Genomic DNA, 18,028 nt, shown 5'->3' on the forward strand with positions numbered 1-18,028 from the left:
GATTTATTTCGGTGTAGCCAGCGTATATCCAAACTTCTTCTTACCATAATAGGTAATAAAAAGCATTTTATCTTCATTTATAGCTTCCATATCGATATTAAATCGATAGTGACGATATGAGCGGTAAGGTTTCATTACATAGTCAATAAGTCCCTCACGGGTTTGCTTTCCTTCAGGGGATATACGTACCAGAGACAATGCTGTCTTTTTCGATTTTCTTGTATAAGGAAGAATTCCCTTTGGCCCTACCTCAATCAAGTTCTGTCTATTATCATAAAATATGACTCCCAAATCATTATCCATATCAATTGCATGGAAAGATTTTTGAAGATCTGCTTTTCCAGAATACTTTTTCGGCATTTTTACCGTAGAAATAATATCACCTTCCGAACTGATTCTCGTCACAAAAAGTTCGTTATAAATATACGTAACAGTAGTTGTTCTGTTTCCATTTGCATCGACAGTTGATGAAATGACAATATCCCAGTTTTCTCCAATCAGAGATGCACTTCCATCTTTATGAGTCACGATCTGTCGCACATCCAAATCATGTACTTGCTTTGTTTCTTTTCCATACGACTCTCTTCTCTCAATACGTGCTTTTTCTCTATCTGATAGCCCTTCAATCAACATCTCTTTATCAATCAATTGATTAGAAACAGATATAGGTTCACCTGTATCTGGATTAACTGCCATCACTACAACGCCATATCCTGAACCTCTTCCTTCATCTTCATAATAATAACCACCACCATAAAGGTTTCCTTCTTTATTGAATTTCAAAGAAAGATCAGTTAAAATACCTGCTGAGAAGTTGATTCTATTTGCCATCAAATCTCCTTTATCGAATTTCAGGATACTTGTAAATTGCTCATCGTTTCGTTCTTCAACAATTTTCACTCCTAACAAATAAATAACTCCCTCATCACTAATAAGCGTTTGATCAATACTAAATGAATTTTGACCTATCCGCATTTTCACATCCTCTTCCCGCTCTACTTCTTCCATCTTGGAATTGAAGACAATAAATGTTTGTGTATCTACATCCCGTCGTCTGCGTGTATACGTTTGTACTTTTCCCCTATGCGAAAAAGTAAACAACATGAAATTATCATTGGGTGAGATATTAACAGCCAAACGCATATAGGAACGTCTACTATCGTATTTGTACCTGAAAATAAGTTCTCTACTACTTACAGTTCCTGTTTCCCAGTCTACTTCCTGAATATAGTACTCCTCTGTAGAAATGTCACGCTGTTGTTTTGACGTTACAATAAAATATTTGTCTGCAAACTTTACAATTTCTTCAACAAAATAATTGCGTTCGTCAATATCTGCAGATATATCAACAAATTTGGTTCGCTTTAAGTTTTCATCCAGTTTTTCAATAAAATAGTTATAACCTCCAGGACCTCTTATTACATGTTTTCGGAATATCAGATACCCATCAGGAATTTCAAATGCTTTTTGAAGAATAGGATCTCTTGGTACATCCCAGATCAAATCTTCATGTGTAAAACTAATAGCATCAGTCATTCTTTGACCAAAAGACTGGGTAATAGACATCAGTATAAACAACACCCCACAGAAAAAGAGTTTATTCATAAGAAAGTTGATTTAATTTGGCTGCAAAAATACTAAAATTAATCACTTTGACCACGAATACTACTGTTTTCGGAGCCCTGCCATTTCTCAAAAACGATGCATGCCGTCAAGTCACCGGTTACATTAACCGCTGTTCTAAACATTCCTAATATTCTATCCACCCCTATGATCAAAATGATTCCTTCAGCAGGTATTCCTGCTCCCTGAAGAACGGAGGCCAGAATAACAACACCACCTCCAGGAATAGAAGGGGTTCCGATGGACGCAGCAACAATCGTTAAAATAATAACAAGAAGAGATGCTAAACTCAGATCCAAACCATAAACCTGAGCAATAAAAACCGTAGAAATACACTGATATAATGCTGTACCATCCATATTTATTGTTGCTCCTACAGGAATTAAAAAATTACTGATGCTTTTGCTTATCCCCAACTTATTTTGCGCAGTTTTAATGGAAAGTGGCATAACAGCAGCCGAACTTGTTGTAGAAAAAGCTAACAACTGAACATCCCGTATTTCTTTCAGGAAAGTAATCGGATTCCTTCGGCCGATAAAAGCAACAATCATCATGTACATGAGCAGGAGAATCAACAGACCAATAAGAACAGTTATTACATACATTCCTATACCGCTCAAACTGCTCATCCCGACACTCATAACCAATTGAGCTATTAATCCGAATACAGCGTAAGGAACCAGTCGCATTGCCCATTTAACAATAGTCATACAAACTTCCTGTACGGAACTCAGCAAGATAACGACAGGGTTTCTTTGTTGCTCGGTCAGGGCTATTAATGAAATCCCGACAAGAATGGAAAATAATACAATTGGCAACATTTCACCGTTTACCATACTAGCTAGCGGATTTTCAGGAAGTAATTGAGCTATGGCGTCCGGAATACGGCTAAATACAGAGCCGGGAGCCGCTCCCTCCGAAATTTCAGTTGGCGAAAGTTCAATCCCCTTGTTGGTAGTAGTTTCATTCATAAATTGTCCCGGACGGATCAACAACACCAGCACGGTTCCCAAAACAACCGAAATAAGTGTTGTAATAATGAAATAAATGCCTAACCGAGCCCCCATCTTCTTAAGTTGCTCCCCTCCCGCATTAATAATTCCGGTCACAATACTGGCCAAAATCAAAGGAATCATAATCATCTGTACCAACTTCAAAAATAAGGTTCCGGGCAACACTAACCAATTTGCCAAAGGAATGCTTATTTTTTCGGGAACCAATCCTAAAGACGGACTAATTAACCATCCGGTTAAAGCACCTAGTGCCAATCCAATCAATACCTTTACCCAAAGTTTTGCCTCAACAAGAGCTGTAAGGTAAAAATCGAGCCCCTTCAACGATTTATCCCCTATTGATTTTCTTTCCATTACGTTGTTATTTCATTGATTCAATACGGTTTCGAATACACTTTTTCTCTGTCAGATTTCTTAATTTTCGTATATTCACAGGCATTCTGGCATAGTTTTGGTGTCGAATTTAAAAAAACAATTCTGAAAATTATGAAATACATACTATTGTTCACACTATCTCTGGCTGCTCTTTCGTGCGGAACTTCCCGCAAAAGTAAAGAAAATGGCTCTACGCCATCAGCATCACATAACTTATCTCACCCTGCCGGTAACTTCAATTACTTCTCCGTTTACGGTCCGGATAATAAATGGTACCTCGAATTTTCATTCGGATACAACCTGTTACTCAATAACCCGTCCAGTAGTTTTGGCAGGATAGTTGAAAAACTTCCCACTACCTCTTTTGAAAAAGGACTCACTCAGGAAGTCTATACCGTTTCTGACGATCGTGGATATACATTGGAAGTTCGTCTTTCTTCCGAAGGTTGTAAAGAGCATGAACGTTTGGCTAAAATTGAGGTTTCCGATAAAAATGGAAAGCTTGTTTTTAAAGAAGAAGGATGTGGATTTTATCATAATGGTTCCGGGTTGGAAGATATTTGGGTTATCGAATCTATAAACGGGGATACTGCTGCTAAAGAACTGAAAAAAACAGATCTTCCCGTTCTTGAAATTCATTTGGAAGGAAATCGTTTATTCGGGAAATTTGGTTGCAGAAGAATAAATGGAGGTATAAATATGCAGGAAAATACTTTTTTTGCGTCACTACTGATCGCTCCCGATTTCAAATGCAGTGAAACACCCGGAGAAACTAAACTAATGACACTTTTTGGGGATAAACAATTTACGTACCAGATAAAAAATAATCGTTTGATTTTGAAGAACACAAACAATGAACTCATTTTTCGTAAGATAGATTAAACTATCATTATTGAACCTGTTTCTTTCTGGACGAATGATCATTAACTTTCAAAACATGATTACAAAAGATACATTTGAATTTTTAAGTCAGTTAAAAGAGAATAACAACAGAGATTGGTTTGCAGAAAATAAAAAGCAATATGACGCTATTTTAAAAAATGCTACCTCTTTTTTTACGGAGATTAATTCAGAATTAACGAAGACTGATAGTATTGAAAAGATGAATGTTTTTAGAATTTATCGCGACATTCGTTTTTCTAAAGATAAATCCCCGTATAAAACCAATTTTGGCGTGAGTTTTTCTCGCTCCAAGCCGATGCTTCGGGGAGGTTATTACTTGCACCTTGAACCCGATAATAGTTTTGTGGGAGGTGGATTTTGGGCACCAGACAAAGAGGATTTACATCGAATTCGTAAAGAAATCGAACTTGATGCTTCGGAATTACGGGAAATCATTTCCGATAAGAACTTTAAGAAGATGTTTGGAGAATTATCGGGAGATGAGTTAAAGACAGCCCCTAAAGGTTTTGATAAAACACATCCGGATATTGACTTAATTCGAAAAAAACAATATCTGGTGATGCGGAAGTTTGAAAATAAAGAAGTACTATCTAATGACTTTAAGTCCGAAGTTGTGGCAACTTTTTTAGCAATGCGACCTTTTTTCGATTTCATGAGTTCAGTATTGACAACTGATCTAAATGGTGAGAGTCTGTATAAATAAAACAACTGTTTTATCTGATCACTACTCTTTAGTAAAAAAGAGAAGTTGACATTTTTTACAGTTGAAAAGGTCGAAATTACATTGGCAATGAATACCATTAAAAATCAATTGACTGATGCTTTCTGAAAATAAAAAACTACACGTCAGATAAAAAATGACGGTTTAGTTTTGAAGGATACAAATTAATGAACTAATTTTCCATAAAATAGATTAAATTATGATTATTGTAACTACTGAGAATATTCCCGGAAAACAAATTACTGAAGCTTTGGGAATTGCAAGAGGAAGTACGGTTCGTGCCCGCAATGTGGGACGTGATATCTTCGCGGGATTAAAGAATCTGGTGGGAGGAGAGATCAATGAATATACACAACTTCAGGCTGACTCCCGGGAGGAAGCTTTAGAGCGAATGAAACAAGACGCTGAAAAAATGGGAGCGGATGCAATTGTAAATATTCGTTTTGCCACCTCTGTTATTACACAAGGAGCTGCAGAAATTTTGGCCTATGGTACAGCTGTTAAGCTTGGGTGATTTATTTGCTTTTGGAGCAATAGCCCTAACAGGAACCGTCTATTTTTTCGGAGTTCTAATAATTATCGCAGCAATAATCTATTTGATTTTCAAACGCATCAAAGATAAGAAGAAGGAAACATTTGAAAAAAGAGATAACTAAATAAACACAGCCGTTATAATAAATGGTTGAAAAACACGAAGCAAACGCCCTGATGGAAAAATCAAGGCGTTTTTTTATTATCTTTAGCCCCGCAAATCAAAGACGTATATGGCAAAAGAATCGATAACAGCAACTCAGGATAAAGTAGCATTTGATACCTTCAGAGAAGAAGTTCTGAATGATTATAAAATCGCCTGTATTTCGAGAGAAGCTTCTCTACTTGGTCGGCGTGAAGTACTGACAGGAAAAGCTAAGTTCGGAATTTTCGGAGACGGAAAAGAAATTGCACAGATCGCTATGGCAAAGCAATTCCGGAACGGTGATTTCAGAAGTGGATATTATCGTGACCAGACATTTATGCTGGCTACCGGAAACCTTACTGTTCGCGAATACTTTGCCGGACTGTATGCCCATACGGAGGTCGAATTGGAACCTCAATCTGCAGGTAGACAAATGGGAGGACACTTTGCTACGCGTAGTTTAGATGAAAACGGAAACTGGAAAAACCTGATGGAGCAAAAGAACAGTTCAGCGGACATCTCTCCTACTGCAGGTCAGATGCCTCGTTTATTGGGACTTGCTCAGGCTTCAAAAATTTATCGGAATCATCCGGAATTAAAAAATCTTGAAGAATTCAAGAAATTTACCAATGGAGGTAATGAAGTTGCTTTTGGTACTATCGGAGATGCCAGTACTTCAGAAGGTCCATTCTGGGAAACGATGAATGCAGCAGGTGTTTTACAGGTTCCTATGGTAATGTCTGTATGGGATGACGGGTACGGAATATCTGTTCCTAAAAAACACCAGACAACCAAGGAAAGTATTTCTGAAGCTTTATCCGGTTTCCAACGAACCGATTCCAAAAACGGATATGAAATTTTCAAAACCAAAGGATGGGACTATGCTCATCTTTGCGAAACATACGAAAAAGCAGTAGCTATTGCTCGTGAGGAACACGTTCCTGTTCTCATTCATGTTGAAGAAGTTAATCAACCTCAGGGACACTCAACTTCGGGATCTCATGAACGTTATAAAGACGAACAGCGCATGCAGTGGGAAAAAGATTTCGACTGTATTGCTAAATTCAAAGAATGGATTCTTTCCTTCGAAGCCGATGGTAATAAATTGGCCGTAGCTGAAGAACTTGAACAAATTGAAAAAGATGCTAAAAAGCAGGTGCGTGACGAAAAGAATCAGGCGTGGTCAGCATTTACAGCTTCTTTGAAAGACGATTTGTCAAATGCCTTACAATTGATTAGTGATTTAGCTAATGCTTCTTCTAATACTGTTTTTATAGCTAAACTAGCAGAGGACCTGAAAAAAGAAATGGATCCGATTCGTCGTGATATATTGGGAGCAGCCCGAAAAGCACTTCGATATGCCCGTGGAGAGAATTCAGCTGCAAGAACTGCACTTATCAACTGGCTCGAGCAGCAAAAACAAGTAAACTTTGACAGATATAGCTCATACCTGTACTCTGAATCAGATAAAGCGATAGTAAACGTTGAACCGATAGATCCTGTGTATGCAGATACTCCTGAAATGGAGGATGGAAGAATTATACTTCGCGAGAATTTCAGAAAGCTTTTTGAAAAATATCCGGAGGTATTGACTTTTGGTGAAGATACCGGTAAAATCGGAGGTGTTAACCAGAGTATGGAAGGTATGCAGGAAGCTTTCGGCGAACTGCGGGTTTCAGATACAGGAATCAGGGAGTTGACAATTCTTGGACAAGGTATTGGTATGGCGATGCGTGGACTTCGTCCGATTACAGAGATCCAGTATCTTGACTATTTGTTGTATGCTATTCAGATTATGTCTGATGATCTATCAACTGTTCAGTACCGTACAAAAGGAGGGCAAAAAGCTCCGGTTATTGTCAGAACCCGTGGACACCGCCTTGAAGGTATCTGGCACTCAGGATCTCCAATGGGTATGATTATCAATAGTATCCGGGGAATGCATGTGTGTGTTCCACGAAATATGACCAAAGCAGCAGGTTTCTATAATACATTATTGAAATCCGATGAACCTGCATTGGTTATCGAACCACTTAACGGTTATCGATCTAAAGAGCCATTGCCGGATAATCTGGGAGAATTCTGTGAAGAGCTTGGTAAATGCGAAATCACCGAAACAGGAACAGATCTGACAATTGTTTCTTATGGCTCTACATTTAATCTTTGTACTGTAGCAGCTCAACAGCTTCGTGAATTGGGGATCAACGCCGAATTAATTGATGTACAAACATTGATTCCGTTTGACACCCATCACATGATCTCAGAATCACTTTCAAAAACAAATCGTTTAATGATTGTCGATGAAGATGTTTCCAGTGGTGCTACGGCTTACATTTTGGATCAGGTACTCGTAAAACAAAAAGGGTATTATCACCTTGATTCGGAGCCGGTTACTTTGTCTTCTAAAGATCACCGCCCTGCTTATGGTTCGGACGGAGATTATTTCTCGAAGCCAAGTATAGAGGATATCGTAGAAGCAGCTTATGCAATTATGCACGAAGCTAACCCTTCTCAGTTTCCTTCTATCTACTAAGTAGAAAAAATACGATGATATAAAAAGCGGTGCAAATAATGAATTTGCACCGCTTTTTTCTATTGTAATATAATCAATACAACTAACGAACAATTAACTTTCGGATTATAGTATCCGTTATTGTCTCAATATGAACAATATACATTCCGCTCTGTTGTAACTCCAACTCAGTAGGAATTGTATTGCCCTCGTAGACCTCGATGATCTTTCCTGATGTATCCAGAACTCGCACAGAACGAATAGTTTCCACAGCTCCTCCCAAAGTATAGTTTCCATCCGTAGGATTAGGAAATAAAGTGAACTCAACTGTTTTCTCCTGCTCATCAAAACTCACAAGATCAGTCGTTTTATACTTACTAAAGAACCTCCATATTTCTACACTCGCATCAAAATCATGATTCGTAACACCAATATCGATCGGCGCTCCTGGCCACGTATGTCCTCCGCCAAGTATTTTAAAGAATTCTACTGTAGCACCTCCTATTCCTCCGGAGTAAACATACTGTTCGGCTGTACAACCATCCATAGTATTTACATCGGGTACCGGTGTTACAACAGGTACTGGATTACAGCCTGTCTGCCCTACCCAGTAATCAACAACATCTTCGATAGATTCCTGTTGCGCATTTCCATTGTATGGAACTGTTGGATCCGCAGTACCGTGAATTTGCATTGCAGGAACCGGATGAGGAGGATTACACGTCGAAGGTCTGTTTTTAGGCATGGCTCCCGTGACAGACGCAATAGCCGTAATTCGGTATCCTAACGCACAAGCCAGTTCGTAACTCATAAAACCTCCGTTACTCATTCCTGTACTGTAAACGCGATTCAGATCAATTGTATACGATTGGCTTATTTCATCAATTAAAGTTGATAAAAAGCCTACATCATCCACTCCTCCGGGAATATTAAAAGCATTCCAGTAACGATTCCCGCCTAAATCCAAAGTCCCGTTAGGATGAACAATAATGAAATTTGCCGTATCTGCTATCGGACGAAAATCCGCATAAACTTCCTGTTGTACATTATTAGATGTATAACCATGAAGATTAAAAAGTAACGGGACACTTTCTGTTCCATCATAAGAGGCCGGAATATACAACCTGTACTCGCGTGTCACCCCTCCATGCTGTAATGTATGATCAATAGTTGTCTGGGAAAAAACAATCAAAACACAAAAAACACTCCAAACCGTAGTAAATAGTTTCATTGTCAATTTTTTCCGAAAATTACAATTATTTCAGTTCTCAAACAATTGCATGACTGAATTGATAGAAATATCCGAGGGCACCCATTGTAATTTATATCCTTGTTTTTCCATACGACGAAACCAGGTCATTTGTCGCTTTGCAAATTGGTGGATTGCTATTTCCAACGAATTGGCCATTGTTGTATAATCAATTTCTCCCGTTACATATCGGGTTATCCAAAGATACTCCAACCCATAAAACTTCAACTGTTCAGGAGTCACTCCATCCCGAAGAAGTCCTTCCACTTCTTCTATCATTCCCTCCTGAAGCCTTGTGTGTAAACGTTTTGAAATACGGTTTCTACGTGTTTCTCTGTCGACTTCCGTGGCTAAAATCAATGGTTTCAAGCCTAAATTTCTTTGTTCAGGCATACCATACTCAGCAACGTACTCTGCTATCTCTATTGCCCGAATTGTCTTTTTAACCGACAGGTTGTCCAAACGAGAGCGCAAATCCACAGGAATCGATTCAAAAAGACGAAATAACTCTTCCTTTTTTTTAGTTACTAATTGCTCTCTCAGTATCTCATTCTTCGGAATCGAGGCAAACTCATTTCCTTTAAGAAGTGTTTCAATGTATAAACCGCTTCCGCCACAAATAACCGGGAGTTTATTTCTGCTTTTCACAGAAGATATTGCCACACCTGCATCCAGATAGAAACGCTCAATATTGTAGTTATCTCCCGCATCGCAAATATCAATAAGATGATAAGGAATCGTTGTATTGTTGTAGGTAAACTCGTGTAAATCTTTTCCGGTACCAAGATCCATCTTTCGGTACACCTGTCTGGAATCAGCACTGATAATTTCACCTTCCAATGCATCAGCTATCCGAACTGCCAAAGCAGTTTTCCCGGAAGCAGTTGGTCCAATTACAAATATCGAGTCATACGTAGTTTGCACGTAACAAAAGTAGGCAACCTAAATCACTTCTGAAAACCGGAAACAGAAATTGGTAACACATATTTCTCACTCCCCGAATTCCAGTAATAGGTTTTGCTTTCATCAGGTTGACGAATTCGTTTCCACCTCCCCCTACTCGCTTCAAATGCCATTGGTAGTAACTCTCCACGTTTCTCGAATCCAAGCTTTTGGTAAACAGTTCCATCTGAAATATTATAATCCGAATAGGTCATAATATCCCGAAGATTAAATTGTCTGGCAGAGGCTTTTAGCAATTTATCCAATCCTCCATAAACTCTTGTACCGCGAGCAGAACAAAACCGGATTAATTCGCCCGAAACATACGATTTATCAAAATCACGAACCATTTGTACTGGCTTTCCGAACAAAGCTACGGCTAAAAGTCTTTCTTTTTCAAATAATCCCAGTGCAGAATCAAATGAGGTCGCCCCCTGAAGATGATTTACATCCACAAAATCGGTTGCTATTGCAACATCCAGCCCCCGTACCATTGTCTTTCTACCATGTATACGCTCCACCAGCCCGAGTTTTGCACGCAAAATATTCACAACAAAATCATATTGATCTTCCCACTGTTTCCATGTCAATTGAATAACCTGATAGGAATGTTTTTTCCTTAAATTATGTAGAAACAAAACCAAAAGATCATTTTCCTTTTTGGTCAAAGGCATATTCACAAAGTGAATCATCAGCCGATTTTCGACGGTGATAAGTGTCCCAAAATCTGTAGCTGTCAGACGGTAATCGTCACTCAGTTCACTGAAGTCAATCATTATTCTTCAGGAGTACTTCGTTGTAAATCATGCTCAATCGTTCAAGGATATAATCATTAGAGAATGGTTGAGCAGCATCCACTAATTCCGTGGATTCAACATTTCTTTTTCCCATACAAAGCTCTTCCATTGAAGTAGCTAGCGCATGAATATCCCCATCGGGAACTATGGTCAGTAGTTTTTCATCGATTGAAGAAACCACCCCCACCTCTGTTGTAATGATTTGTATTCCCGAAGCCATAGCTTCTACCAATACGCAACTGAACGTTTCAAAACGGGAAAAAAGAACAAAGCAGTCACTATTTCTGTATTCAATGGCAACCTCTTCATACGTAAGGTTTCGTTTAACATCAATACCTTCCCGCCAGTCGTTCTCTTCCAAAAACTGAAATAATGATGAAGGATCTCCATCTGTCACAATCGTAAGCCGCGTGTCAGGATGATGTTGATAAACACGGTGAAAAGCTTCCACAATACCCTTTACATTCTTATACTTTTCATCCAGTCCCGAAACGTGTAAAAAGGTATAAGGACGTTGCGAAGAAATTGATTTTTCAGGATAAAACAATTCGGTATTGACAGGAAGAGGAAGAACAACACGTGCCAAATGTGGTTCTACTTTAAGAATCTCCGCTTCCAGCAAATGAGATACCGGTAAAACCAAACGTGCCTTCCGAAGTGTTTGAATGACCAACTGACGTTTTATTTTTGACCAGTCTTCATGCTCAGAAAAATCGGATGAATGTTCCTGGAGAATATAATCCACCCCCAACTTAGAAGAAACATATTCAAACTCCTTTCCTTTCGGATAAGCAACATGTGCATGAATAAGATCCGGTTTTGAATCCAGTTTTTGTAAAGCCGTATCCAGTACTTTTTTGTACCTGGCCAATTGACGTGTCCTGCTGAAAATTCCCTTCGGCTTAGGATAATACGCAACAATCTCATGAAAGTCTCCTTCACGCATTTCATGAAATTCAACTTTTTCTATTGAACTATCCGCTTTGACAAAAATTACTGAGATCTTAAATTTTCCGGATAAAAGTTGTGCAAACCTTTTTATAAAATTCCCGGAAGTCTCATCAATTCGCGTCGGATACCATGAACTCAACAGTAAAATATGTTGCTTATTTTCCACTTGCTATTACCGATTTGGATTGTAAATTTACGGTTTTAAAATAAAAACTAAAATGAGACATCTTTTTATATTTTCACTACTTTTCACCTTGCTACAGGCGAATGCTCAAGTTAACTTTAAGATTTTCAACAAACAAGGAAAAGAAATTTCGATAGATAAGTTTTATAAGTCTCTGGACAAAAAACAACTTATTTTTTTCGGAGAATTTCATGATTGCGCTGATATTCACTGGCTTCAATTACAAGTCACCAAATATCTTCATGAAAAACATGGTGACGGATTAGTTGTTGGAATGGAAATGTTTGAAGCTGACAACCAATTCATTATTGATGAATATTTCGGAGGTCTAATCAGTACAAAAAACTTCGAGGACGAATGCAGATTGTGGAAAAATTATAAAACAGACTACAAACCTGTTGTCGAATTTGTCCGGGAAAATAATGCGCGCTTAATTGCTACAAATATTCCCCGCAGATATGCAAATAGCGTTTTTTATAACGGAATTGATCACCTCAAAAAGTTTCCTTCGGAGACACAAGCTTATTTTGCCCCCCTTCCAATTGCTATTGACACAACACTGGAAAGTAACAAGCAACTCATGAACATGTCTATGGGAGGACATAAAGGCCAGAATATGATGGAGGCACAAGCAGTGAAAGATGCTACTATGGCACATTTCATTAAACAAAATATGCCTGAAAATGGAGCTTTCCTGCATCTAAACGGTTCTTTTCACTCCAACAAATCAGAAGGAATTCTATCTTTCCTGAAGGATGAAATTTCTGCTGATCAGACACTTGTAATCACAATGGTGTCGCAGGATCAGATGGATAAACTAGAGGATGAGAATAAGGAGTTGGCTGACATCATTTTCTGTTTCACTGAAGATTATGCAAAGACCCATTAATTTTTGCTTTCGTTACGCTGTATTATTCAACGATATTCTTTTGTAACTTTGGATTTAATGAAAGAAACAACTTCACATTCTCACACGGGTGAGCTTCCTCTTATGGAAGAATTTTATACGATTCAGGGAGAAGGGTATCACAGTGGACGTGCCGCCTATTTCATTCGTTTGGGAGGATGTGATGTCGGTTGTGTTTGGTGCGATGTAAAAGATAGTTGGGATGCCGAAAAACATCCGTATACTCCTGTTTCTGAAATTGTAGGAAACGTTCTGAAAAGCAAAACAGACTTTGTCGTTATCACCGGTGGAGAACCGGGAATGTATAATCTGTCGAAATTGGTGGATGAATTGCATACTCACCAACTGGAAGTTGCGATTGAGACATCAGGTGCTTATGCTTTTTCAGGAAACGTAGACTGGTATTGCTTCTCTCCGAAGAAGTTCAAACCTCCTGTAAAGGAAGCCTATGAAAGAGCGGATGAATTAAAAGTAGTCATCAATCATCCCTCTGATTTTGACTGGGCACAGAAACACGCTGACAAACTGGTAAAAAGCCATTGCAGACTTTTTCTTCAACCCGAATGGTCGAAAGAGGAACGATTTTTGCCCCTGATCATTGAATTTGTAAAAGAACATCCTGAATGGAGAGTTTCCTTACAAACTCATAAATACATGAATATACCCTGATACTATGCATAGATTACCGATAATTCTGGCTATTGCCATACTTTTGTTCAGCTGTGGAACTACAGCTCAAATGACATATTCCACTTCTAACAAAAAAGCAATCTCATGGTTTGAGGAGGCGCTACAATCGCCCAATGATCACTACGATATGCGCACAGGTACTGTAGACTATGGTCCGGCAATTGAATTACTCGAAAAAGCAATCAAAAAGGATCCGAATTTTATTGAAGCTCATCAATTGATTTCTGAATACTTTCTGGGTTCCGGTTATCCTGACAAGGCCATTTATCACCTCGAGCGATCAATAGCTATCAATCCGGGATACGATCCTTCCGGAAGTTCTTACATTATGCTCGCCCGTCTTCAGCATGAGTATGGAAAATATGCAGAAGCTACAAAAAATGCAAAACGTTATCTGGAATACGGAAATAGAAATCAACAATATAACTATCAGGCTCAGAAAATCATCCGAAGTGGAGAACTGGCAGTTGAAGCCATGCGTAATCCTGCTAAATTCACTCCCATCAACCTGGGGCCTGCAATTAATACAGAACACCCTGAATATTTTCCCACAATTACGGTAGACGGAAAAACACTCTTATTTACCCGTAGACTCCCTGCTCCGGGTACAGAACTCGGGGCGCAGGAAGACTTTTTTGTTTCCCATTTAGATGATGAAGGTCGCTGGAATATAGCAACCTCTATGCCTAAGAACATTAATACAGAACGAAATGAAGGAGCCCCTACTTTTGCTCCCGACGGAAGAACTCTTGTTTTTGTCGCTTGCCCTGATGTAACAGGCAGAAATTATGGTGAAGGGAGAACAGGAAAAGGAAGCTGTGACCTATTCATTACGAAAAAGATAGGTTCTCAATGGAACAATCCCAGAAATCTGCCGGGAGGAGTGAATACGGCACATTGGGAAACCCAACCCTCTCTTTCTTCTGATGGAAAAACAATGTACTTTATCCGTGGTTCGTATGACAGAGATCGTAGAAAGCATCAGGATATCTACAGAGCCTTTTTGCAGGAAGACGGAAGTTGGTCTGAAGCAGAACGCCTTCCGGACATCATCAATACACCTATGCGTGAGGAATCTGTTCATATCCATCCGGACGGAAGAACACTCTATTTCTCTTCTGACGGACATCCCGGATTCGGAGGACTGGATCTTTTTGTAACACGAATGGACGACAATGGAAACTGGAGTCTGCCTCAAAATTTAGGATACCCGATTAATACCCGGTATGATGAAAATTCGCTTCTTGTGGCTCCGGATGGTGAAATAGCCTTCTTTGCTTCCAATCGCGAAGGTGGTCATGGTGATTTGGACCTTTACTATTTTGAATTACCCGAAAGTATCCGTCCCACACGAACTATTTATATGGATGGAATCGTGTTTGATGCACAAAGCAGGAAACCACTCGGTGGACACTTTCAGCTAATTGATCTTAAAACCGGCAAAACAGTGGTTGAATCTGATGCGGATAAAATTACCGGAGAATTCTTAGTAACACTCCCGACCAACAGAGATTATGCTCTGAATGTAAATTATCCAGGGTACAATTTCTTTTCAAAGAATTTCACCTTAACCATTCCTGAAAATAACGAACCCTATCACATGAGTGTCCCCCTTCAGCCTATTATTGCAGGAGCTACTGTACGATTGGACAATGTATTCTTTGATCTCAATAAGAGTACACTTCGTCCTGAATCGCAGGTCGAGTTGAACAAACTTGTAGACTATCTGAATCAACATAAAAATGTACAGATTGAAATCAGCGGACATACAGATACAAGAGGTGATGCGGATGAAAACCGTAAGCTCTCGGAAGCACGGGCAAAAGCAGTATATGACTATGTCGTAACAAAAGGGATCGCTCCGAATCGAATGACCTATAAGGGGTATGGAGAAACGAAACCTGTAATTAGTGATTCTGAAATTGCAAATATGCCAACGGAAAAAGAAAAAGAAACTGCGCACCAGTTAAACAGAAGAACAGAATACACCATAACAGCAAACTAATGCACTTTATTCGACTATTGCGACCGGTAAACCTTGTCATCATCATACTTACTATGTATGCGATGCGTTGGTTCTTTATCGGTTTTTTACTCGAAAAAGACGGGAAATTTGTACTTCACGGAGAACCAATGGATTTCTTTTTGTTGGTATTCTCAACCGTTCTCATAGCCGGAGCAGGTAATATCATCAACGATTACTTTGATGTCAAAACAGACCGGATTAATCGACCTGAGCGTCTGATAATTACCCGTCATTTAAAAAGAAGATGGGCTATTGTAACACACTGGATTTTCAATCTTGTTGCATTCGGAATAGCTATTTACCTCAGTTCAAAGCACGGAAGTTTTGTCTATCTGTTTATTCACCTGTTATCTATTAACCTGCTGTGGTTCTATTCCATGTATTTCAAACGTCGGTTTGCCATAGGAAACATTATTATTGCAGGATTAACAGGGCTTGTACCTATTCTTGCTTCTATTTACTTTCTTAATGTCTATAATCTTGAAGCCGGGGATAATAATTCGTGGTTAAATTCGCTGTATCGCATCGGGCAGGATTATTTCGCCTTCAACCCGGAAACTATTCAGATTGGTCAGTTGATCCTCAATTTCGGTTTTTCTATGGGTATTTTTGCTTTTTTCACCAATTTGGCTCGTGAAGTAATAAAGGATGTGGAAGACATTGAAGGAGACAAAGTCATTCGGGCACAAACAATACCCATTGTAATGGGAAAACGAAAAACAGATCGGGTAATTGTGGTATTGCTTAGTATTCCTCTCCTACTCTTTGCCGGGTTTATGATTTTCTCAGGCTGGTTGCAACCTATTGAATTTATGATTGTACTTGCCCCTATTGTACTGGCTATTCTGCTGCAATTACTCGCCCTTTTACAGATTGTTTTTCAAAAAGACGATAAAAAGTATAAAACAGCAAACGGTTTGTTAAAGATCTCTATGCTCAGCGGACTCTTTACCCCTGTCTATCTGCTCTTTTTATAAAACTATCAGATTCCTTTTAGAAAATCAAGTGTATTTATGTTATCTGCATAATCAGTAAGTCCAGGCTGTTGAGATTGACCAAAAGGAGTAAAGTCCTTTCCGATTACGACTTGAATTTCATCTGCTTTTTCCATAATAAATGATTCTACTTCTTTCCAGTCCTTATACTTGTGGCAATTGAGAACAGATAAGGGAGAATGTAAATCTTCCGTGAATCGCAATAACGCAAACCCGTTCTCCAAAACATCTTCCCGGTTCAACAAGTAAACAGCCCGGTTGTAATCAAAATTATTCATGTATTTGTGGTGTTGCATGAGCTGCTCACCAACATGAAAAATCCCTTTAAAAAACCGGTCCAGATCAAAATCTTCATGAATCAAAAGCTTGGATACATTTCTACATCCTAAACCAAAATAAGAGAAAATATCATCTGACAAAAACTGTAATTCTTCGTCCGATTCATTCCCGGTCAATACAGCAACTGAAGTTCTGTTTTTACGGATAATATTTGGGTATTTTCCAAAATAATGTTCAAAATAGCGAGCCGAATTATCACTTCCCGTAGCAATAATAGCATCAATATTCTCAAATTTTCCAACTGTAACAGTAATATGTTCCAGAACGCGTGCATCTATCTCACGCATCAATTTGAGAACAGCAGGCCATAAAATATTATCCCCCGAAGAGAATTTACAAACTGCCTGATGCCCCATTATCAGTACACTCAGGAAATCATGAAAACCAACCAATGGTATATTTCCCGCCATAACCAATCCTACACGTTTCGGTTGAGTCGCGAAGGGATAATCAGACACCCAGTCTGTTAACTGCTCTCTGGTTAACCAACTTCCTATTCCACCAAGAGATCTTCTAACATTTTCAGATGTAAACCAGGGATTATTTCTTTTTACAGTATGAACAATACTGACAAAGTCTTGGTATCCCGATTCTGAAACCCCTGATCCATTCTGCGAAAAGGGTAAATCCGCAGCTACATCTTCGAATACTTTCCCTAGTTTTTCAAACAAGTTTATCCATTCATTTCTTTCCATAAGAACCCATTGAATCTTTTCCATTTCTTATATTTGCAAAACTAAGTAAAGAACCTTAATAAGAGAGAACAAATGGCAATAATGATAACAGACGAATGCATCAACTGTGGTGCATGTGAACCGGAATGTCCAAATAACGCAATATATGAAGGAGGTGCCGAATGGAACTATGCAGACGGAACCTCATTAAAAGGAATCATTACCACACTTGACGGAACCGACGTTGATGCAGAACAAAAATTCGAGCCAAAAGATATGGACGTCTATTATATTGTCACTGATAAATGTACCGAATGTGTTGGTTTTCATGACGAACCACAATGTGCAGCTGTTTGTCCGGTAGACTGTTGCGTAGACGATCCGGAGTACAGAGAGTCTGATGATGAACTACTGGCCAAGAAAGACTTTATGCACCTGTAGGCACTCTCAT

Annotated in this window: 16 protein-coding genes; 9 read left to right on the top strand and 7 right to left on the bottom strand. The window is 38.9% G+C overall.

What is annotated here, in order from left to right; genetic code table 11:
- Positions 1 to 3: 3 nt before the first annotated feature.
- Both AC4PL9_RS07715 and AC4PL9_RS07720 read right to left on the bottom strand, forming a co-directional pair.
- Positions 4 to 1,605 (bottom strand): hypothetical protein, encoded by a 1,602-nt coding sequence (locus AC4PL9_RS07715; protein ID WP_491604172.1) that lies wholly within the window; start codon positions 1,603 to 1,605, stop codon positions 4 to 6.
- 38 nt (positions 1,606 to 1,643) lie between these two features.
- On the bottom strand, positions 1,644 to 2,990 hold the full coding sequence (locus AC4PL9_RS07720) for a dicarboxylate/amino acid:cation symporter (protein ID WP_491604173.1): 1,347 nt from the start codon (positions 2,988 to 2,990) through the stop codon (positions 1,644 to 1,646).
- Positions 2,991 to 3,122: 132 nt separating this feature from the next.
- Between AC4PL9_RS07720 and AC4PL9_RS07725 the strand changes: the two genes are divergently transcribed.
- From AC4PL9_RS07725 to AC4PL9_RS07740, 4 genes are all read left to right on the top strand, one after another.
- Positions 3,123 to 3,893, top strand: a complete 771-nt coding sequence (locus tag AC4PL9_RS07725) for an META domain-containing protein (protein WP_491604174.1) — start codon at positions 3,123 to 3,125, stop codon at positions 3,891 to 3,893.
- 55 nt (positions 3,894 to 3,948) lie between these two features.
- Positions 3,949 to 4,617, top strand: a complete 669-nt coding sequence (locus tag AC4PL9_RS07730; RefSeq protein WP_491604175.1) for a DUF2461 domain-containing protein — start codon at positions 3,949 to 3,951, stop codon at positions 4,615 to 4,617.
- A gap of 217 nt (positions 4,618 to 4,834) precedes the next feature.
- The gene (locus AC4PL9_RS07735) at positions 4,835 to 5,149 is read left to right on the top strand and encodes a YbjQ family protein (protein ID WP_491604176.1); all 315 of its coding nucleotides are present in this window, start codon (positions 4,835 to 4,837) and stop codon (positions 5,147 to 5,149) included.
- A gap of 250 nt (positions 5,150 to 5,399) precedes the next feature.
- The gene (locus tag AC4PL9_RS07740; protein ID WP_491604177.1) at positions 5,400 to 7,844 is read left to right on the top strand and encodes an alpha-ketoacid dehydrogenase subunit alpha/beta; all 2,445 of its coding nucleotides are present in this window, start codon (positions 5,400 to 5,402) and stop codon (positions 7,842 to 7,844) included.
- 82 nt (positions 7,845 to 7,926) lie between these two features.
- On the opposite strand, the gene AC4PL9_RS07745 is transcribed toward AC4PL9_RS07740, so the two are convergent.
- The 4 genes from AC4PL9_RS07745 to AC4PL9_RS07760 are packed head-to-tail and all read right to left on the bottom strand — an operon-like array spanning position 7,927 to position 11,928.
- Positions 7,927 to 9,054, bottom strand: a complete 1,128-nt coding sequence (locus AC4PL9_RS07745; protein WP_491604178.1) for an extracellular catalytic domain type 1 short-chain-length polyhydroxyalkanoate depolymerase — start codon at positions 9,052 to 9,054, stop codon at positions 7,927 to 7,929.
- A gap of 30 nt (positions 9,055 to 9,084) precedes the next feature.
- Positions 9,085 to 9,996 carry a tRNA (adenosine(37)-N6)-dimethylallyltransferase MiaA gene (gene miaA, locus AC4PL9_RS07750; protein ID WP_491604179.1) on the bottom strand — a complete coding sequence of 304 codons (912 nt, stop codon included), beginning with the start codon at positions 9,994 to 9,996 and terminating at the stop codon, positions 9,085 to 9,087.
- 23 nt (positions 9,997 to 10,019) lie between these two features.
- Positions 10,020 to 10,790, bottom strand: a complete 771-nt coding sequence (locus AC4PL9_RS07755; protein ID WP_491604180.1) for a hypothetical protein — start codon at positions 10,788 to 10,790, stop codon at positions 10,020 to 10,022.
- On the bottom strand, positions 10,783 to 11,928 hold the full coding sequence (locus tag AC4PL9_RS07760) for a glycosyltransferase (RefSeq protein WP_491604181.1): 1,146 nt from the start codon (positions 11,926 to 11,928) through the stop codon (positions 10,783 to 10,785). The genes AC4PL9_RS07755 and AC4PL9_RS07760 overlap by 8 nt, the downstream gene beginning before the upstream one ends.
- 52 nt (positions 11,929 to 11,980) lie before the next feature.
- Between AC4PL9_RS07760 and AC4PL9_RS07765 the strand changes: the two genes are divergently transcribed.
- Genes AC4PL9_RS07765 through AC4PL9_RS07780 form a run of 4 tightly spaced genes read left to right on the top strand, consistent with a single transcriptional unit; the run spans position 11,981 to position 16,546 of the window.
- Positions 11,981 to 12,835, top strand: a complete 855-nt coding sequence (locus AC4PL9_RS07765; RefSeq protein WP_491604182.1) for a ChaN family lipoprotein — start codon at positions 11,981 to 11,983, stop codon at positions 12,833 to 12,835.
- 57 nt (positions 12,836 to 12,892) lie between these two features.
- Positions 12,893 to 13,522, top strand: coding sequence for a 7-carboxy-7-deazaguanine synthase QueE (locus AC4PL9_RS07770; protein WP_491604183.1), 630 nt, complete (start codon positions 12,893 to 12,895; stop codon positions 13,520 to 13,522).
- A 4-nt stretch (positions 13,523 to 13,526) separates the two neighbouring features.
- Entirely contained in the window at positions 13,527 to 15,548 is a 2,022-nt protein-coding gene (locus AC4PL9_RS07775) for an OmpA family protein (protein WP_491604184.1), read from the top strand.
- Positions 15,548 to 16,546 (top strand): geranylgeranylglycerol-phosphate geranylgeranyltransferase, encoded by a 999-nt coding sequence (locus AC4PL9_RS07780; RefSeq protein ID WP_491604185.1) that lies wholly within the window; start codon positions 15,548 to 15,550, stop codon positions 16,544 to 16,546. Before AC4PL9_RS07775 ends, AC4PL9_RS07780 begins: the two co-directional genes overlap by 1 nt.
- Positions 16,547 to 16,551: 5 nt before the next feature.
- Here the strand turns inward: AC4PL9_RS07780 and AC4PL9_RS07785 are convergent, their stop codons facing one another.
- The gene (locus AC4PL9_RS07785) at positions 16,552 to 17,622 is read right to left on the bottom strand and encodes an acyl-CoA reductase (RefSeq protein ID WP_491604186.1); all 1,071 of its coding nucleotides are present in this window, start codon (positions 17,620 to 17,622) and stop codon (positions 16,552 to 16,554) included.
- Positions 17,623 to 17,670: 48 nt separating this feature from the next.
- Here AC4PL9_RS07785 and AC4PL9_RS07790 point away from each other — a divergent pair, with 48 nt between their 5' ends.
- The gene (locus AC4PL9_RS07790; RefSeq protein ID WP_491604187.1) at positions 17,671 to 18,018 is read left to right on the top strand and encodes a 4Fe-4S dicluster domain-containing protein; all 348 of its coding nucleotides are present in this window, start codon (positions 17,671 to 17,673) and stop codon (positions 18,016 to 18,018) included.
- The last annotated feature ends 10 nt before the right edge of the window (positions 18,019 to 18,028 follow it).

Source organism: Wandonia sp. (assembly GCF_984588085.1).

Coding starts and splice junctions, on each gene's coding strand:
- AC4PL9_RS07715 (WP_491604172.1), bottom strand. CDS start 1,605: ATGAATAAACTCTTTTTCTGTGGGGTGTTGTTTATACTGATGTCTATT.
- AC4PL9_RS07720 (WP_491604173.1), bottom strand. CDS start 2,990: ATGGAAAGAAAATCAATAGGGGATAAATCGTTGAAGGGGCTCGATTTT.
- AC4PL9_RS07725 (WP_491604174.1), top strand. CDS start 3,123: ATGAAATACATACTATTGTTCACACTATCTCTGGCTGCTCTTTCGTGC.
- AC4PL9_RS07730 (WP_491604175.1), top strand. CDS start 3,949: ATGATTACAAAAGATACATTTGAATTTTTAAGTCAGTTAAAAGAGAAT.
- AC4PL9_RS07735 (WP_491604176.1), top strand. CDS start 4,835: ATGATTATTGTAACTACTGAGAATATTCCCGGAAAACAAATTACTGAA.
- AC4PL9_RS07740 (WP_491604177.1), top strand. CDS start 5,400: ATGGCAAAAGAATCGATAACAGCAACTCAGGATAAAGTAGCATTTGAT.
- AC4PL9_RS07745 (WP_491604178.1), bottom strand. CDS start 9,054: ATGAAACTATTTACTACGGTTTGGAGTGTTTTTTGTGTTTTGATTGTT.
- AC4PL9_RS07755 (WP_491604180.1), bottom strand. CDS start 10,790: ATGATTGACTTCAGTGAACTGAGTGACGATTACCGTCTGACAGCTACA.
- AC4PL9_RS07765 (WP_491604182.1), top strand. CDS start 11,981: ATGAGACATCTTTTTATATTTTCACTACTTTTCACCTTGCTACAGGCG.
- AC4PL9_RS07770 (WP_491604183.1), top strand. CDS start 12,893: ATGAAAGAAACAACTTCACATTCTCACACGGGTGAGCTTCCTCTTATG.
- AC4PL9_RS07775 (WP_491604184.1), top strand. CDS start 13,527: ATGCATAGATTACCGATAATTCTGGCTATTGCCATACTTTTGTTCAGC.
- AC4PL9_RS07780 (WP_491604185.1), top strand. CDS start 15,548: ATGCACTTTATTCGACTATTGCGACCGGTAAACCTTGTCATCATCATA.
- AC4PL9_RS07785 (WP_491604186.1), bottom strand. CDS start 17,622: ATGGAAAAGATTCAATGGGTTCTTATGGAAAGAAATGAATGGATAAAC.
- AC4PL9_RS07790 (WP_491604187.1), top strand. CDS start 17,671: ATGGCAATAATGATAACAGACGAATGCATCAACTGTGGTGCATGTGAA.